We start from the raw sequence: 17,991 nt of genomic DNA, 5'->3' as shown, positions 1-17,991 counted from the left end.
AGAGAGATTATGTTAGCGCCCCATCCGTTTGGTCACGATATTACCGAAGCTTCGCTGGTCGAGAAGTTCTCCGCGTTTCGCCAGTGGGAAGACCGTTATCGCCAGTTGGTGATGCTGGCCAAGGCGCTGCCGCCGCTGGACGCCGCGTTGAAAACGCCGGACATCGAGCTGTCTGGCTGCGAGAATCGGGTGTGGCTGGGATACGAACGCCTGGAAAACGGCGGCATTCATTTTTATGGCGATAGCGAGGGTCGAATCGTAAAAGGGCTGCTTGCGGTGTTATTGACGGCGGTAGAAGGGAAAACGCCCGAGGCGATTCTGGCGCGTGACCCGCTGACGCTGTTCGACACGCTACAGCTGCGTGAACAGTTGAGCAGCAGCCGCGCCAGTGGATTGGCTGCTCTCTCGCAGGGCGTGCAGGACATTGCCCGCCGCTGTCTTTAAGCGGCTATAGCTGAGTCGTGGGCGCACGCTCCGGCACGGCATCCTCTGTTGCCAATGCCGCCGTTCGCTCCGCTTTGGCCATCATCTTTTTAAGCACATGAGAAACGGCGACAAAACCGAAGCTTGCGGTCACCATGGTGGCAGCCCCAAACCCTGACTCGCAGTCCATGCGTTTCGGCCCTTCGGCAGTCGCACGCGAAGCGCAGACCGACCCGTCAGCCTGCGGATACATCAGCGGTTCGCTTGAGAATACGCAGTCGATGCCGAGTTTCCCCTTGTTGTTTTTCTTCACGTTGAAATCATTCTTCAAACGCTCGCGCAGCTTGGCCGCCAGCGGATCCTGAATGGTTTTCGCCAGGTCGGCAACTTCAATACGTGTGGGATCAATCTGCCCGCCCGCTCCGCCCGTAGTCACCACCGGAATCTTGAAGCGGCGACAGTAAGAGAGCAGCGCCGCCTTTGGCCGTACACTGTCAATGGCATCAATCACATAGCTGAAATTGCGGTCGAGCATTTCGGCCACGTTATCGGGCGTAATAAAGTCATCAATGCAGGTCACTTTACACTCGGGATTGATTGCCAGAATACGTTGCGCCATAACCTCGATTTTCGACTGCCCCACATTTTCACGCAGCGCATGGATCTGTCGATTGGTATTGGTCACGCACACGTCATCCATATCAATCAGTGTAATGGCGCCAATGCCGGTGCGTGCCAGGGCTTCGGCGGCCCAGGAACCTACGCCGCCAATGCCAATCACACAAACATGTGCAGCAGAAAACAGTGCCAATGCCTGCTGACCGTATAAACGTGCCGTGCCGCCAAAGCGCTGTTGATAAGCCTCGGAAAATTCGGCTGCCATGTTGTGTGACCTCTCTTTACTTGATAACTAGTCTGAAAACGGATTTTTAGCGTTGTCGGCAGGCACCAACTGCGAGCTGCCGCCAAGCTGGCTTCCCTGATACGAAGTCAGCAACGGCGCGCTATTTGCAGCAGATTTTAACACCCATACGCGACCATAGTGGTTATAAAATCCTGCGGCATGGCCAGCTTCTGGACCAATCCCTTGATACATATCGAAATGTTGTCCTTTAATTGCACCGCCTACGTCGAGGGCAACCATCAGGCGCAGATGATATTTGCCGGTAAATTTACCGGTATTATCAAGTTCGGGCACTTCGGCGAGCAATGTAGTGCCGGACGGGATCAGGGAACGATCGGACGCCACCGACGCTTTCGCCACTAAAGGAATGCCCGCCGCACCGCGTACCGGCGCAAAAGGTTCCGGCTTGAAGAATACATAGGAAGGGTTTTGCTCGAGCAACTCGCGCACCTCTTCCGGGCTATGCGTATCGGCCCAGTGGCGAATGGCCTGCATCGACATATCCTGACGCGCCACTTCACCTCTATCGATAAGTACCTTGCCGATGGAGCGATAGGCATGGCCGTTTTTGCCGCCATAGCCGAAGAACATCAGCGGACGTCCATCGCCGTAATCCACATAGCCGCTGCCCTGCACTTCCATCATGAAGTTATCCATCAATGAATTGGTGTAGGCGACAATATAGTTGCTGCTGAGCGCACCCGAATAGATAGAGGCGCGATCCGGCAGACGTCCACCGCGCGGTTTTGGCGGCATGCGGTACAGCGGATACTTGAACTCGCCCTGCGGCGTGTAGCGCGCCTGAACAACCGGCGTGTAGTAGCCGGTAAACTGTACGTTACCGAAGTTGTCGGCACCTTCCATCTGATAGGCGCTGATGCCGTACTGGCTCATGGTGCGGGTATCGGCACCGGAGCGCACCCACTGGTTCCGATTGCCTTGTAGGTGCTGGTGTTGCGGTTATACAGTGCAGAAGAGCCGTATTGCACCTCCATCACCTGATCCGCGTAATCTTTCGCGTTTACCGGCTTGCCGTTGGCGTTGGGTTCATTGACGTACTCCAGCGCATTGGTCAGGCGTCCGTCCTTATATTGTTGGCCCCGATCGGTGGGCCGCGAAGAACAGCCAGCCAGCACGGCGATAACCAGCCCACTCAGCAAATATTTTGTCCAACGTCCTTTCATTACTACTCTCTCTTGCTCAGGGGGAAAATTCTGTGGAAAGAACGATAGCAAAGGGCAATAAGGAAAGGAATTAGACCTTTCAAAAAAATGCATTAACCCAAAGTGGCGGGAATAAGCAGCGTATTGGATGAAAATAGAGCAATAAAGTGCTTTATCTCAATCAAATACAAAAAAGGGTTGCATGATTTCTCTCAGAGAGTATAGTTCGCCTCCATCGGACGCGGGGTGGAGCAGCCTGGTAGCTCGTCGGGCTCATAACCCGAAGGTCGTCGGTTCAAATCCGGCCCCCGCAACCAATTCGATTCTGTGTACGACGAATTAAATAAGCGTTCGATAAGTTAGTGATTTAAAAGTGTATATCGTGTAATGTAGTTCAGCAGTAGACGGACGCGGGGTGGAGCAGCCTGGTAGCTCGTCGGGCTCATAACCCGAAGGTCGTCGGTTCAAATCCGGCCCCCGCAACCAACTGTCTGTTTGCACGAAAAGCAGTAAAAAATAGCAGTAAAGAATGCAGTAGACGGACGCGGGGTGGAGCAGCCTGGTAGCTCGTCGGGCTCATAACCCGAAGGTCGTCGGTTCAAATCCGGCCCCCGCAACCAATCTACAGATTCTAAAAACAGGCACCCTTCAGGGTGTTTTTTTTGCCTGTCATTCCTGCCCGTTCTCTATTCTCTGCCCTATCTTTTCGCCAACATTCCGCCGTCGTTGAAATAAGCTTTTATCCCTGCGAGGATGGATTCGGCCACCTGCTGCTGAAAATGGCTGGTGCGCAGTTTACGCTCCTCTTCAAGATTACTGATAAAGGCGGTTTCAACCAGAATCGACGGAATATCCGGCGCTTTCAATACCGCAAAACCCGCCTGATCGACCTTATGTTTATGTAGATGATTTACTCTGCCCATTCGTGTCAGCACCTCTTTGCCAAATCGCAGGCTATCAGTGATGGTCGCGGTCTGCATCAAATCAAACAAGGTATGGTCAAGGTAGCGGTCACCGCTTTTGCTGACGCCGCCGATGTTGTCCGACTCATTTTGCGTTTGGGCCAGAAAACGTGCCGCCGTGCTGGTCGCTCCCTTAGTCGAGAGCGCAAAGACGGAAGAACCCCGGGCGGCGCGGCTGGTAAAGGCATCGGCATGAATAGAGATAAACAGATCCGCCCGCTGCTTTCGCGCCTTTGCAACTCTAACCTTTAACGGAATGAAAATATCCTCATTGCGCGTCATGTAGGCCGTCATATTGGGTTGCAGCTGGATAAGTCGATGCAGTCGACGGGCGATTTGCAGCACCACGTCTTTTTCGCGAGTTTTATGTTTGCCGATAGCGCCGGGATCTTCTCCACCGTGTCCGGGGTCGAGCATAATCACCAGCGGACGCTCGCGCCCTGCCTTGCCATCTTTCTTTTTCTCGGGCGGCAGCGTGCGTGCCACATCGCCGCGATTGTAATCTTCAAGCAGCGCCAGCAGCTGGTCGTCCCTGTCTCCCAATCCGGTTTTTTCGGGATAGAGATCGACAACCAGTCGATGCCGAAACGCTGCCACCGGCGGCAGCGTAAACAGGTGCGGACTGATGTTCTGCCTGAGTTCAAGCACAATGCGCACGGTAGTGGGAGAAAACTGCCCGACGCGAACCTGTTTGATATTAGGATCACCCGGGTGAATCTTGTTGCCGAGTCCCTTCAGTACCGAGTTCAGCTGCAAACCCTCGATATCCACCACCACGCGGGGAGGATTCTGTAAGGCAAACTGCTTGTATTTCAAAGGCTGGCTGGATTCGAGGGTAATACGGGTGTAGGTTGAAGAAGGCCAGACGCGCACGGCAACCACATGTGAACCGGCGGCGTGCCCAATGCCGCTGACGCTCAACAACCACGATGCGGCGGCGCTTTGCAAAAGAAGGCGACGTCGAGAATTATGTTGTTCGTCAGGCATGGAGTCTCAAAGATATCAAAAGATGAATAAAAGTAACAAAAAGCGATAGGACGAACTTTAACGAATCCCATTACCTCTGTCACTTACTGGATTGTCAGGTTTTTTCAGTTTTTGATTCATTGGAAATAATTGAATTTGAAAAACAGAGATTTCTTACTTGCCACGAGGCAACAAAAGAATAAAAATACAGAAATTACGAATAAAAATTCAAAAGAGGTTTTGCCGTGAAGGAACGAAGCACTGAACTGGTCCAAGGTTTTCGCCACTCAGTTCCCTACATTAATGCTCACCGGGGCAAGACTTTCGTAATCATGCTCAGTGGTGAAGCCATCGAACATGAAAACTTCACCAACATAGTCAATGACATCGGTTTGCTGCACAGCCTCGGCATTCGCCTGGTGGTGGTTTATGGCGCGCGTCCACAAATCGACAGCAATTTGTCCGAGCATGACTATGAGCCGATTTATCATAAAAATACCCGCGTTACCGATGCAAGGGCTTTGGAGCTGGTAAAACAGGCCGCCGGTTTGCTGCAACTCGACATTACCGCTCGCCTGTCGATGAGCCTCAACAATACGCCGTTGCAGGGTGCGCATATCAATGTCGTGAGCGGTAACTTTATCATCGCCCAGCCGCTGGGTGTGGATGACGGCGTAGACTATTGTCACAGCGGGCGTATTCGCCGCATTGACGAAGAGGCCATTCATCGCCAGCTGGACAGCAATGCCATCGTGCTGCTGGGTCCGGTTGCGGTATCGGTGACAGGCGAAAGCTTTAATCTGGTCTCGGAAGAGGTCGCAACGCAGCTTGCCATCAAGCTCAAAGCCGAAAAGATGATTGGTTTCAGTGCCGAACCAGGGCGTTACCAATGAAGAAGGCAATATTGTTTCCGAACTGTTCCCGAACGATGCGCAAAACCTGATTGAAAAGATTGAAGAGCAAGGCGATTACCAGTCCGAAACCGTGCGTTTCCTGCGTGGTGCGGTAAAAGCCTGCCGCAGCGGCGTGCGTCGTAGCCACCTGATAAGTTATCAGGAAGATGGCGCGCTGGTGCAGGAACTCTTTTCCCGCGACGGGATTGGTACGCAGGTGGTAATGGAAAGCGCCGAGCAAGTGCGCCGGGCGACCATTAATGACATTGGCGGCATTCTCGAGTTGATTCGCCCGCTGGAGCAACAGGGTATTCTGGTGCGCCGCTCGCGCGAGCAACTGGAGATGGAAATCGATAAATTCACCATTATCGAGCGCGATAACCTGACTATCGCCTGCGCGGCACTTTATCCGTTCCTCGACGAAAAGATTGGCGAAATGGCCTGTGTAGCGGTGCATCCAGATTACCGCAGCTCGTCGCGCGGAGAAATGCTGTTGAAGCGTGTCGCCAGCCACGCCAGGCAAATGGGGCTTACCAAGCTGTTTGTGCTGACGACCCGCAGCATTCACTGGTTCCAGGAACGCGGTTTTAAACCGGCCGACGTTGATGTTCTGCCGATACAGAAGCAGGAAATGTACAACTACCAGCGACGTTCCAAAATTCTGATTGCTGACCTGTAAGCACTCAAGGTGAAAAAAGGCGGTGTCATCATGATGCCGCCTTTTTTATGCGCCAAAAATCAGCTTTCGGTAAGCCGCTCGACCAGACCGCTGCGCCGCTGTGTAGGCGTGCGGATAGCCATGCTCAGGACTTTTTCGCTGCTGTACATCGACAGCCGTCGTTTGGCGCGGGTGATGGCGGTATATACTAGTTCACGGGTCAGCACCGGCAGGAAATGATTCGGCAACACCAGCAAGGTGTGGTCGAATTCGGAACCCTGGGACTTGTGCACTGTCATCGCGTAGGCGGTATCGTGGATAGGCAAACGGCTAGGTTGCACCGATTTTATCTGTCCGTCGGGCAACTGGAAATACACCCTCAACTCACCGGATTCGCTTCGTAGCGCAATCCCGATATCGCCGTTAAACAGCCCGAGCGCGCTGTCGTTGCGGCTTATCATCACCGGCCTTCCGGCATACCAGCGGCCACCAAGCGCAGTGGGACGACGAATTAACCCGTGGCGCTGCAACATCTGCTCGATGCGTTCGTTTAATCCTGCAAGACCGAATGGCCCTTCGCGCAGTGCGCACAGCACCTGAAATTCACCAAACGCCCGCAGGATCTCGGCGGGATCGGCTTTCTCCGCCACGGCTTGCAGATAAGGGCGATAACTTGAGACGCAGGCATCGAGCAGCGTCTTGAAGTCTTCCGTTTCGTTGAGCGGGAAACTGCCGACATCGGGCAGTGATTGCGCAAGCACGCGACGCGCGGCCTGACTGTCGCCAGCATTCACCGCAGCCGCCAGCACGCCAATCCCTGAACTGGCATCGAAGCGGTAGCTCTTGCGCAGCAGGCAGAGGGTATCGCGAACGCTGGCAGGTTGAGCCAGCTCCACGCCTTCGGCGGCGCAGCCTGTCAGGCGCATAAGCTGTGCTGCGCGGGCAGGACTGTAACCCTGCTCCGCAAAACGGCAAATATCGCCCAGCACCGCACCCGCTTCCACGGAGGCCAACTGGTCACGATCGCCCAGGAAAATGACACGTGCCTGTGCGGGAAGTGCCGCTATCAGGCGCGCCATCATCGGCAAATCAACCATGGAGGCTTCATCGACGACCAGCACGTCGAGGTGCAGCGGATTGCCCTGATGATAGCGCATTCTCTGACTGTTGGGCTGCGCGCCCAGCAACCGGTGCAAGGTTGAGGCCTCCTCCGGAAACTGCGCGCGCTGGGCTTCGGTCAGGTCGAGCTGACGACTCGCCTGCCCCAGCGATTCGGTCAGTCTCGCGGCCGCTTTGCCGGTTGGCGCTGCCAGCTGAATGCGCAGGCGATCGGGCTGCAACTTGACCAGCGCCGCAAGCAGCTTGGCGACGGTCGTTGTTTTACCGGTGCCCGGCCCGCCGGAAATAATGGCAATACGACGTGTTACGGCCACGGCGGCGGCCACTTTCTGCCAATCGATGCTGTCGGAACTGGCCGGTCCGAACAGTTGATCCAGCACTTCACGCAGGCGCTGTTCGTCTACTGCAAGCGTGCCGCCCTGTTCTGCAAGATTCACGTGCAGCGACTGGCCGTCATCGATGAAAAAGGTCGCGACGCGGCCTTCGTCCTGCCACATCCGCTGTAAATATAGGCGCTGTTGCTGCAAGACCAGAGGCGTTGCCTGAGTGCCGTCGCCCACGGAGGGATGCTGCTGCAGCAGCGAGAGCCATCCCTGTGCGTCGGGTGATCCTGCCGCCTGCCACATTGCATGAGCCAGTGCCGGGAAGCGCCCCTCAAACAGCTGGTCGGGCAGCAGTTCGTCGATGCGAAGACAGACGTGTCCGCGCCCCGCTTCGGCACTCAGACAGGCCACGGCCAGCATCATCGCAGCGTCTTCCTGCGCCAGCATACGGGCAAACTGTACGTCCAGAGGGCGCAGAGCGCCTGATGTTATCGCCTGCTCATAAAGGGCATTCATTCGGTATTCTCCCGTGCCAACTGCACGACGGCTTCGCCTTTAAACAGGTCATCCATTGAGGTAATAAATTCTTTGTTGGGACAGTGGCGGAAAATCCCGTTGTCAGGATGCTCGGCATCCACGCCGCGAAGAAAGAGGTAAATCACGCCACCAAAATGCTGTTCATAATCATAACCTGCCAGCCGGTGCCCGAGATAGCGGTGCAGCGCCAACGTATAAAGCTGATATTGCAGGTCATAGCGATGCTGCGCCATCGCGCCTTCCATCGCCGACTGGGTATAGGCACTGCTGTCTTCGCCAAGCCAGTTGGATTTGTAGTCCAGCAGGTAGTAACGTCCGTGCCAGCAAAACACCAGATCGATAAAGCCCTTGAGCATGCCGCGAACCTGCTGGAAGTTTAACGGCGGACACCTTGCCGACAGCGGATCGTGTTGGCGGATAAGCGCGTCGAGATCTACGGGTTTCAGCAGGCCGTCAATCGGCAGATAAAACTGCAGTTCGGATTGCTGTTGCGAACCGTCAAGCATGCTGAGCGACAGGCCGGAATCATCCAGCTCGGTAGTAAGCACGGTGTTTAGCCACCCCTCGAGTACCGCAAGCCATTCGTTGGAATAACCCTGTGCCTCTAGTTTTTCCTGTAGCCAGTCGGGGTCGACAGGCTGCGTAAAGTCCAGCTCTTCAAACAGGCTGTGCAGGAAAGTTCCGGGCGCCGCACCGCGCGGGAAGCTGTGCGGCGACAGTTGCGGTTCGCTTTCCTGTGGTTGCTCGCCTGCGGCATCGACGTCCAGCTTGGGCAGCAGGTCTTGCGCCAGCGCAGAACCGTGCTGTTGCAGACCCGAATAACTGGTAACCCGCCAGAAATCGGCAAGGGTGCGGGTTATCTGCGCCGCCGAAAGCGTTGCAACTTCCACTTTTGGCGGTTCCCAAACAGCCTGCTCGGCAGGTTCAATCTGCGTGACGGCAATATTGTCGCCCACCAGTTCCTGGAGGCAGGCGGCCAGATAATTCGCGTCTCCGGGCTGCCCGTTCTGGATGAGATATCCGAGCGCGCCGAGATGCAGGTCAGTGTCACCCTGCTTTTTGCGCGTTCCCTGAATCAGTGGCGCGACGCCAAGGCTACAGTGGTAAACCGAACGCGTAAGCGCGACATACAGCAAGCGCAGATCTTCAGCCAGACGCTCTTCTTCGGCGAGCTGGATGCTTTGTTCATCTTCACTTAAATCGAGCAGCGCGGCAAAACTCTGGCGATCGTGATAAAGGCCGTGCTTCTGCACGCGGAAATTGCTGATAAAGGGCAGCCACACCAAAGGATATTCCAACCCTTTGGATTTGTGGATGGTCACGATGCGCACCAGATGCCTGTCGCTTTCAAGACGCAGCTGCTGGCTTTGCGCCTGAGTATCGGGTTGTGCCACCTGTTGCGCCAGCCAGCGGACCAGCGCATGCTCGCTTTCCAGCTGTGCGGCGGCTTCCTGCAGCAGTTCGCCGAGATGCAGGAGATCGGTAAGACGCCGCTCGCCGCCCGGGTTGGCCAGTAAATCCTCGGCAATATGGCGATGTGTTATCAGGCTTTTGAGCATCGGCAAGACACCGCGCTGCATCCAGCGCTGACGATAGCCGTCAAATTCGTCGACCAGCTTGTCCCATTTATCTTCATTTTGCGTCAACGCGTCCAGCGTGAGGGCATCAAGTCCCATCAGGCCCGTGGCCATTGCGCTGCGCAGGGTTCTCTCATGCTCGGGCGTCAGCACGGCCTGCAACAGCCAGAGTACATCCATTGCTTCGGGAGTATCGAATACGCTGTCGCGGTTCGAGAGATAGACTGAAGGAATATTCAATGTCGCCAGCGCATCACGAATCAGGCCCGCTTCCCGACGGCTGCGAATAAGGATGGTAATGTCTGATGCTTCAACCGGTCTGCGGTGCTTGCCAGAAATCAGCCAGGCTTCCTGTTGCTGGCCTGCGGTGAGCCACTCGCGAATCTGGCCTGCACAGTGCTGCGCCATAAACTGCTGATAATCGGCAGAACCCACGCCTTCGCCGGGCTGTAACCAGCACTGTATGCCCGGTTGTTTATGTCCGTGCAGCTCAAAGCCGAGAGAGGCATTCTTGGGGGCAGGCTGAACAGAGATAAACGGAATCTGAGAGAACAGAAACGGCGTTTCCAGCCGTGAAAACAGCTGATTGACGCCATTGACCATGGGTACGGCGGAACGCCAGTTGGTGTCCATTGTGTAATGTGCCGTCACTTCGGCACGCGCCTTCATATAGGTGAAGATATCTGCACCACGGAACGCATAAATCGCCTGCTTGGGGTCGCCAATGAGCAGTAAACCACTTTCGGGCTGCTTGCCGTACAGGTTGTGGAAAATACGGTATTGCTGCGGGTCGGTGTCCTGGAATTCGTCAATCATCGCCAACGGATAACGCTTACGGATAGTTTGCGCCAAAATCTCGCCGTTGGGCTGTCTCAGCGCGCTGTCGAGACGACTCAGCAGGTCATCGAAGCCCAGCTCGGCACGCTGGCGCTTGCCCTCGGCCACGGACAGACGTATTTCATCAAGCGCCCGGGCAATGACCAGATCACGAATACCAAGCGGCTCTTCATACAGCGAGTCGATAGCGCGGAAAACGGCATGCTGCGGCGGCTGACCCTTCTTTGTTTTTTCCAGCAAAATTGACTGACGAAACCGCTCAAGCTCTTTCGGGCGCGCATAACTTTCGGTTTTCTGCATCGCCCACTCGCCTACCGCGGCGAGCCAGACGGGCAGATAACGGGCGCTGTAGCTGCGCCTGTCGACGTCGGAATGATTCATCTCTTTTTCAATATCGGCCGCAGCGGCATGCCACTGCTGCTTGATATCGTCGATGCGAGAAATAATGCGCTGATGCCGGCTTTCCAGCGTCTCTTCGCTTTCTGGCGGAAAACGCAGCTGCGGCGCTTCGCCATGAAGGTAGGAGGCCAACACACCCAGCAACTCTTCGGGGCCGCTCCACTCTTCGGCGACCGCGCGGGCAATATCCAGAGGCAACGGATAACAGTATCGCCGCCAGAAGTCGGCACAGGCCTGACGACGTAACGGCAGTTCATCCTGAATCAGCGTTTGCTCGAACAGAATTCCGGACTCGAAGGCATTGTGCATAAGCATTCGCTGGCAAAAGCCGTGAATGGTGTAAATGGCAGCTTCGTCCATCTGCCGTTCGGCGGCCAGCAGCGTCGAGGCGGCTTCTGATAAATCCACGATCTCAGCCATTAAAGCCGTGAGCATAGTATTGTCGCTGGTGCCGCGAATGCAGGCGAGTCGCAACTCGTGAATATTGCTGCGGATACGCCCGCGCAGCTCTTCGGTAGCGGCTTCGGTAAAGGTCACCACCAGAATTTCTTCAACCGTTAACCTGCGCGGAAAGGCGGCTTCGCGCCCTAAACCCAGCAACAGACGCAGATAGAGCAACGCCAGCGTAAAGGTTTTTCCGGTGCCCGCAGAAGCCTCAATCAACCGCTCGCCATACAGCGGCAGTGTGAGAGGATCAAGCTTGTGCGGGAGTATTTCTGTCATTATTTATTAACCTGATGTGGAAAGGTTTTTTGTAAACTGGACGTCGTCGGGTAGGTTTTCCAACCCGTTGGAGCCGCATATTCCGGCGTTTTGCTGTCATTGCCTGAAACCTGCGACAGCATAGCAAAGCCGGTTTGAGCGATAACCGCCTGATGGAAGAAATCGGCCAGTTTTTTCTGGGTCAGCCCCTGAATCACGGCGATCACTTTATCTCGGGTGTTGAAATCATCGTTACCCCGACTGAAATCTTCGCTAAAACGCCCCGCTTCTTCACTCAGCGTCTGCGGACGCTGCTGCATATCGTTAAGCAGGCCCTGCTTATACTGGGCGAACTCGCTGTCTTTCATCTCGCGCAGACGTTTTTCTGCCTGCGGGTAAAATGCCAGATAACGATCGTATAGGTATTTGGGTTGTTTGCTATTACTTTGCAACAGGAAACCGATGCCCCACTGTTTACCTACCGGCATCGGGAAGGCAAATACGGCATAACCCAGTTGCTCCTGCGTTCGCAGCTGACTGTAAAACCATGGCTGGATAATCTGCCCAAGCAAGGCGCTGTATCCCATGCTGCGAACTTCGTCGAACCCCGTCGGCACGTACACCGCCGCCAGTGCGGAGTCTGTTGAAGTGCCGACACGCTGCATGTTCACCTTTTGCGGATGATTAACCAGAATTCGGCTGCCGCGCCAGAACACACTGCCCTGCGGTTTCACTTTCGCCTTAATGTCCGCCACCATTTTTTCGACCTGCGGCGCAGTCATATTGCCATTGACCAGCACTTCAAGCGCGCCGTCATCGAGCAGGCTTTTGCGATAGGCAATCACGTCTTGCAAGGTGATGTCTTTCACCAGCCCTTCACGTACTTCGCGCTCGCTGTAAGGCAACCGCGAAATAAGCTGTACAGGTTGCAGTGCCAACTCGAAGGCCTTGCCCTTGTCTGCGGCGGCGAGACGTTCGAGATACCAGGATTTCGCCTGTTCCAGTTGCTCTTGCGTAGGAACGACTTTCGGATACTCCTCTACCAATTCGCTCAATAAATCAGGTAGATGATCGGTAAAGCCGTTGGCATTGAATTCGAGTCCGTGGTCTGGCGTGGTAGCAAAACTGATGCCGCCGATGGAAGCCTGGTAACTTAGCTGGTCGAAAGCGACACCAGTCAGATAATCGTTCAGCCCGTATAAAACCTGCTTTTTGGCGCTATCGAGCGCGTTATGACTGCGGAAGGCCAGCGTCACGTCCGCCTTGGGTTCGGCCGTAAAATAGCGGCTCGGCATATACAGCACACGCAGCCCTTTCTGATTGACGATGAGTGAAGGTCGCGTCTGCCCCCCGGCTTGTTAACCGGCTCGAGGTTTTCAGGTATGTAGGGATTAAGTTTCGGCAGCGAAAGCGTAATCTGCGTTTCAAGCTGCTGCCACCGGCTAAAATCGGCCGCAGGCACTTTATCGACCTCATAAGGGGCATCGACAAAATAGGCGGTCTTGTTATGCGGCTCGGACGGGCTGATGAACCACAGACGGGCATTTTGCGGCGTCAGGGCAGCAAGCCGGTTATCGATGGCCTGAGGGTCGAACCTGTCTGTAATATACGGCGAGTCGAGCACGTGATCTACCGGGACCCGCATCATGGTATCCACCAACCATTCAACATAATCCATATCGCGTGTGACGGCCGGATAACGAAAATCCAGTGCCATGACGTGCGCGATTTCGTCAAAGTACTCTTTTTTCACACCTTGCGAGCGAATCAGCGACACATAATTGAAAATGGCGGCGATCACGCGATCCTTTTCGGCCAGTCCTTTGTCGGTCAGTGAAACCGAAATGGCAAAAATCCCCTGATTTCGTTGCACCATGGGGTCGGCACCGGCGCTGATACCATCGGCCAGTCCCTGCTTTTGCAGCCAGTCAGACAACGTGTTAGTGCTGCGATTGCCTATCAGATAGCTGATGTAGGTATCGGTTTTACTTCTAAAGGCAGCGCTGTTGTTGTCGATGGCAAATTCAACCCGCAACTGTTTGCGCGGCTCGGCGGGCACATAGTGGATAATGATCCCCTGCTGCGCGGGCGTAACGCTCGGCACGGTAATCGGCGGCACCGTGGCGTTGCGATTGGTAATTTTGCCAAAGGTATCCGCCGCTATTTGTGCAAGTTCGGGCAGCGGCTTGTTGCTGTAGACAACGCCTACCATAAGATTGGCGGAATAGTAGCGATGATAGAAATCCACCAGCGCATCGTGCAGATTATTGCCGGGTTTGTCGCGCAGCGTGTCAAGATTTCCGCCCGCATAGCGGGATCCGGGGTGTGCCGGATTCAGCGTTTCGGCTCTTACCTGCCCCATGCGCATGCCATCGCGGGAACGCGCCATGGTCAACTCGGCATTGACCGCATTACGCTCTTTATCGGCATAGTGGGGGTCGAGTAGCGGTTCACCCACGGCATCGGCCAGCCTGTCTACCGCCTCTTTAAGCGCATCATTTTCGACTTCAAGATAAAAAGCCGTACGGTAAGACGCAGTGCTGCCATTATGGCTGCCGCCGTGCATTTTCAGAAATTCGGACAGGCTTTCAGGTTTGGGATATTTCTTGGACCCCATCAGCAGCATGTGTTCGGTAAAATGTGCCAGCCCCAACTGCCCGTCGGGATCTTGCAGTGAGCCTACCGACACGGCCAATGCCGCAAGGGATTTGGTCGCATCATTGTCTGAAACGAGCAGCACCGTCATACCATTGGACAATTTAACTGCCTGATACTGACGAGGATCGTTCTGACTTTTATGTATTGTTTCTGCGATGGGTTGCCAGTCTGTCGCGGACCAGACTTCAGGGGCCCAAAACGTCAATAACAACAGTAACCCGCTTACACGGGTAAGCTGTTTCAACATTACCTGTCTCCCTTGGTGAAAAATTAAAAACTCAGGTTAAAGCATCGACCAGGGCCGCCCTATTAACCAAAAGCATGCTAAATGACTCAGACCCCTCAGGAAGCAGATAGTTTTTACCTTTGCTCATTTGCTGCAGGACTCAATTCTTTGTTGAGATTTATTAACCCTTCAAGGTCATTGATAAAGATTACTATGCCAGATTATGTATGGCGACAGGCAAAAGAAAACGCTCGGCCTCACTGATGATGGCTTCAATGCTTTCGGTATCCAGTTGACGCATGGCACGCTGTACGTAGGGATCCTGCCCCTCACCGGGTACGCGGTCGTTACCCTGCCAGGCCTGTATCAGCTTGTTTGTTGCCTTGGTTTCCCGTTCGGGGTCGCGATTCAGGGTGCCGCTTTTCTTGTCAAAACATTCGTCAAGCCAGGCCCAGCCGCTTTTGTTTAACAGTTTCAATGGCGAATTCATGCCCTGTTTGAAGCCGCCAATCAAAGTCTGTAAATGCTCGGCTGCCACATCGGCCGCAAGCGGGGCATACCGGAAAGCCGTGCCTTTACGACCAAACATACGGCTTTCTCCCATGCCCCCGGCGGCACAGTAAGCCACGTGTTCAACCCACAGCAATAATCCGTCTCGTGCCAGCAGATCGGCTGGTCGCCAGCGCACAAGCCCGTCATTCTGAACCTGATGCAGCCAACCGTTGAGTTGGCAATCTGCGAGTGAGATATTCAGCTCGAGACTGCTGCTGTCAGAACGTTCATCACGCACCTGTGCGGCCAGTTCGGCCATATCTTCACACTGCTTTGCCCAGAAAATCTCGCCAAAGGCACCATAGGGTAATCCCCCGACGCCTTGACCTGACTGTATAAAATGGCCGGATCTTCTTCTTCGATCAGTGCATTGAGCAGCTGGGTATTGAGCTGATATCGGTTGAGGCTATCCAGAATAAAAGGCTCTTCATCCAGCAGTTCGGTTTGTTCAATCGAAAAGCTTACGTTAAGGCGCATCTGGAAGAAGGCCTTAATAGGATGACGATAAAAACGCAGCAGGTTATCTAATGAAACGTCTGATATTTCAATGGGCTCCAGCGGCTGATTAAAATCAGCGGCAGGCGAACCCAAGCCACCGGCCGCCGGTAACCACTCCATGGCATAGCTCTGCACAGGATGATGAATATCAAAATTACTGGCATCGAAAGGCGTTCGCGAGTGCCAGTGCTCAAGGTGCTGACGCACATTTTTTTCGCTTTCGTCTGCGTTCAATGCCAGATCTTTCTCCAGACAGTAACTCTGCCCGAGATATTCCAGTAACTCACTGACCAGCACCGACGGATACCGTTCGCTGTTGTCTTGAATGGAGCGCCCGATATAGCTGATATAAAGTTTGTCCTGCGCCGAAAGCAGCGCCTCGAGGAACAGATAACGGTCATCGTCTCGGCGACTCCGGTCACCACGCTTAACCTGCCGAGCCATGAGATCAAAGCCCAGCGGCGGCAGCGTGCGCGGATAAACGCCATCATTCATGCCCAGTAAACAGACAACCTTAAAAGGTATCGAACGCATCGGCATCAGAGTACAAAAGTTTATCGGTCCGGCCAGAAAACGCTGGCTGATTCTTTCCTGATCCAGTCTTGAGGCCAGCTCGTCGCGCAAAATTGAGACCGGCACCGCTTCTGGATAACGCGCGGCAACCCCCTGATTGAGAACTTTTTGCCACTGCTGTTCAATAAGTGCCAGTGCGACTTCCGTTTCGCCCTCTGGCGAGAAGAAGGTGGTGAGCAGTTCGTTGCAGACTGGCAGCCAGTCATGAGGTGAACGCGGCTGCGCAAGGCGGATGCGCCACTGGCTTAGCTGCATCAATAATTCAGCCAGATGCCCGGCCAGTTCAGCCGCCAGACCGGTGGATTCATCATAAGGTAAAACGCCCTGCCAGTCCCCTGCACGACTGTCCATGGCATACCCCAGCAGCATTCGGGTCAGGCCAAAGTGCCAGGTGTGCTGCCCCGTCGCGGGTAAAGCCAACTCGCGCACGTTGTCGTCGTCAAGCCCCCAGCGAATGCCGGATTCACCTACCCAGAGGCGCAGTAACCTTAACCCGTCTTCATCAATAGAGAATCGCGATGCCAATGCCGGTACTTCAAGCAGCGCCAGTACCTGTTCGGAGGTAAAACGGCTTAGCGGCAGTTCAAGCAGCGAGATAAAAGCCTGTAACGCAGGATGCGACTGACTGGCCTTGCGGTCGGAGATGGCAAAAGGCAAATAACGGTCTCGCGGTGCATTGCCGAATACGGCCTGAATATAGGGCGCATAGCTGTCGATGTCTGCCACCATCACGATGATGTCGCGCGGTGTCAGCTCGCTGCCCTGCTCCATGAGTCTCAGCAGGTTATCGTGCAGGACTTCGACTTCACGCTGCGGGCTGTGGCAAATATGCACACTGATCGACTTGTCATCCTCATGCAGAACGCGTTTGCTTTCGCTGCTGTTCAGGGTTTCGGGAGTCATGCCAATGACCGCGCGATCTTCGAGATCCAGCATGTCCTGTTGCACGGCATGCAGCAGCGAGGCTTCGCCGACATCAACAAAGGCATGAACTTCCTGAATATCTTCAACCTGTGAAAGCAGATACATATGATCACGCCCCAACTTGCCCCATGAAGCCAGTAGAGGATTGCTAAGGTTTTGCTCGCCTTCTTCGTTAAAAAGCTGCTCGGCCAGTTCAGGATCGCGGAAAAGTGATGTTTCATTCGATTCAAGATAGTGTCGACGTTTACGGCTCTGCAAACGGGCCAGAAATGCATAATTCTGGATATCACCCCAGTAATATCGGCAAGGATTGGTAAACATCAGATGGATATCGATGTGTCTTCCGAGCGCCTGCAATGCTTGCAGATAAACGGGCGGCAGCGCGGAAATCCCGCAGATAAACACTCGCTTCGGCAAGCCTGGCGGACATTGGTCGGTCTGGTTCAGCGTAGTGATAAAACGCTCGTAAAGGTTGGCCCTATGCCATTCCGGCTGCTGTAGTTCTTCGGTATATTCACACAAAGCTCGCCAGAGCAATGCCTGCCACTGCTGAGAGGCATCAAGATCATCATCGACCAGACGGCCCTTTTCCCAGGCCTTCAGCCATTCGGGGCGATACACCAGATATTGGTCGAAACCAGGTCCGCTACACGGGCCGCAAGCTGGTGGATCTTCCGTTTGTCGCCATCGTCTGTCAGATAACTTTGCAGCTGCGCGAATTCGGGCTGTTCAAGTTTACCGGGCAGTAACCACATCAGCTTCCAGGTCATCGCATCTTTACTGAATGCGCTTTCCTTGGGAATACCGGGCAGCACCTTGGTGAACATGTCCCAGATAAAGGTGGCCGGTAAGGGAAACTCGATATTGGCGGCTATACCAAAAGTTTGCGCCAGCTCCATTTGCAGCCACTGTGCCATTCCGGGGCTTTGAACCAGTATGACTTCCTGCTGAAAGGGGTTGTCGAGTGGACGCCCCTCTATCAGGCTGGTGGTAAGAATTTTCAGCAAATCTAGCTGATTGGAATGGTACACCGTGAACATATCTGTTTCCTTGAGGCCCGTGGGCAACGACTGATTGAATCCTCAGAAACCTGCGAC

At 54.6% G+C, this 17,991-nt stretch carries 5 protein-coding genes, 3 tRNA genes and 4 pseudogenes; 5 read left to right on the top strand and 7 right to left on the bottom strand.

Features of this window, described 5'->3' with window-relative positions; translation table 11 throughout:
* Positions 1-6 precede the first annotated feature (6 nt).
* Positions 7-444, top strand: coding sequence for a cysteine desulfurase sulfur acceptor subunit CsdE (csdE, locus tag O1V66_RS21440; RefSeq protein WP_187329837.1), 438 nt, complete (start codon positions 7-9; stop codon positions 442-444).
* A 4-nt stretch (positions 445-448) separates the two neighbouring features.
* Here the strand turns inward: csdE and tcdA are convergent, their stop codons facing one another.
* Both tcdA and mltA read right to left on the bottom strand, forming a co-directional pair.
* The gene (tcdA, locus tag O1V66_RS21435) at positions 449-1,306 is read right to left on the bottom strand and encodes a tRNA cyclic N6-threonylcarbamoyladenosine(37) synthase TcdA (RefSeq protein ID WP_045049478.1); all 858 of its coding nucleotides are present in this window, start codon (positions 1,304-1,306) and stop codon (positions 449-451) included.
* A gap of 27 nt (positions 1,307-1,333) precedes the next feature.
* Positions 1,334-2,511 (bottom strand): annotated as a pseudogene (mltA, locus tag O1V66_RS21430) (murein transglycosylase A).
* A 219-nt stretch (positions 2,512-2,730) separates the two neighbouring features.
* On the opposite strand from mltA, the gene O1V66_RS21425 reads away from it, so the two are divergent.
* The 3 genes from O1V66_RS21425 (at position 2,731) to O1V66_RS21415 (ending at position 3,110) form a co-directional block, all read left to right on the top strand.
* Positions 2,731-2,807: transfer RNA gene (locus tag O1V66_RS21425), tRNA-Met, on the top strand.
* 92 nt (positions 2,808-2,899) lie between these two features.
* Positions 2,900-2,976, top strand: a tRNA-Met gene (locus O1V66_RS21420).
* 57 nt (positions 2,977-3,033) lie between these two features.
* Positions 3,034-3,110, top strand: a tRNA-Met gene (locus tag O1V66_RS21415).
* A 78-nt stretch (positions 3,111-3,188) separates the two neighbouring features.
* Here O1V66_RS21415 and amiC read toward each other — a convergent pair.
* Positions 3,189-4,439 carry an N-acetylmuramoyl-L-alanine amidase AmiC gene (gene amiC, locus O1V66_RS21410; protein WP_045049480.1) on the bottom strand — a complete coding sequence of 417 codons (1,251 nt, stop codon included), beginning with the start codon at positions 4,437-4,439 and terminating at the stop codon, positions 3,189-3,191.
* Between the two features lie 224 nt (positions 4,440-4,663).
* On the opposite strand from amiC, the pseudogene argA reads away from it, so the two are divergent.
* A pseudogene (gene argA, locus O1V66_RS21405) lies at positions 4,664-5,990 on the top strand (amino-acid N-acetyltransferase).
* A 59-nt stretch (positions 5,991-6,049) separates the two neighbouring features.
* Here argA and recD read toward each other — a convergent pair.
* The 4 genes and pseudogenes from recD to recC all read right to left on the bottom strand — a co-directional run bounded on the left by recD (position 6,050) and on the right by recC (position 17,934).
* A complete protein-coding gene (recD, locus tag O1V66_RS21400) occupies positions 6,050-7,927 on the bottom strand; it encodes an exodeoxyribonuclease V subunit alpha (RefSeq protein ID WP_045049482.1) in 1,878 nt (625 codons plus the stop codon).
* Positions 7,924-11,484 carry an exodeoxyribonuclease V subunit beta gene (gene recB, locus O1V66_RS21395; RefSeq protein ID WP_045049483.1) on the bottom strand — a complete coding sequence of 1,187 codons (3,561 nt, stop codon included), beginning with the start codon at positions 11,482-11,484 and terminating at the stop codon, positions 7,924-7,926. The genes recD and recB overlap by 4 nt, the downstream gene beginning before the upstream one ends.
* Positions 11,484-14,368: pseudogene (ptrA, locus tag O1V66_RS21390) on the bottom strand (pitrilysin). The gene recB and the pseudogene ptrA overlap by 1 nt, the downstream one beginning before the upstream one ends.
* 190 nt (positions 14,369-14,558) lie before the next feature.
* A pseudogene (recC, locus tag O1V66_RS21385) lies at positions 14,559-17,934 on the bottom strand (exodeoxyribonuclease V subunit gamma).
* Positions 17,935-17,991: the final 57 nt, after the last annotated feature.

The sequence above is a fragment of the Rouxiella chamberiensis genome (genome assembly GCF_026967475.1).
GTDB lineage: Bacteria > Pseudomonadota > Gammaproteobacteria > Enterobacterales > Enterobacteriaceae > Rouxiella > Rouxiella chamberiensis.
The sequence above is the reverse complement of the archived record's forward strand: the minus strand, read 5'-3'. Positions and strand labels throughout refer to the sequence as shown.

What these genes read in the sequence shown, in the direction of transcription:
- recB (WP_045049483.1), bottom strand. Translation starts at nt 11,484, where the DNA reads ATGACAGAAATACTCCCGCACAAGCTTGATCCTCTCACACTGCCGCTG.
- tcdA (WP_045049478.1), bottom strand. Translation starts at nt 1,306, where the DNA reads ATGGCAGCCGAATTTTCCGAGGCTTATCAACAGCGCTTTGGCGGCACG.
- amiC (WP_045049480.1), bottom strand. Translation starts at nt 4,439, where the DNA reads ATGCCTGACGAACAACATAATTCTCGACGTCGCCTTCTTTTGCAAAGC.
- recD (WP_045049482.1), bottom strand. Translation starts at nt 7,927, where the DNA reads ATGAATGCCCTTTATGAGCAGGCGATAACATCAGGCGCTCTGCGCCCT.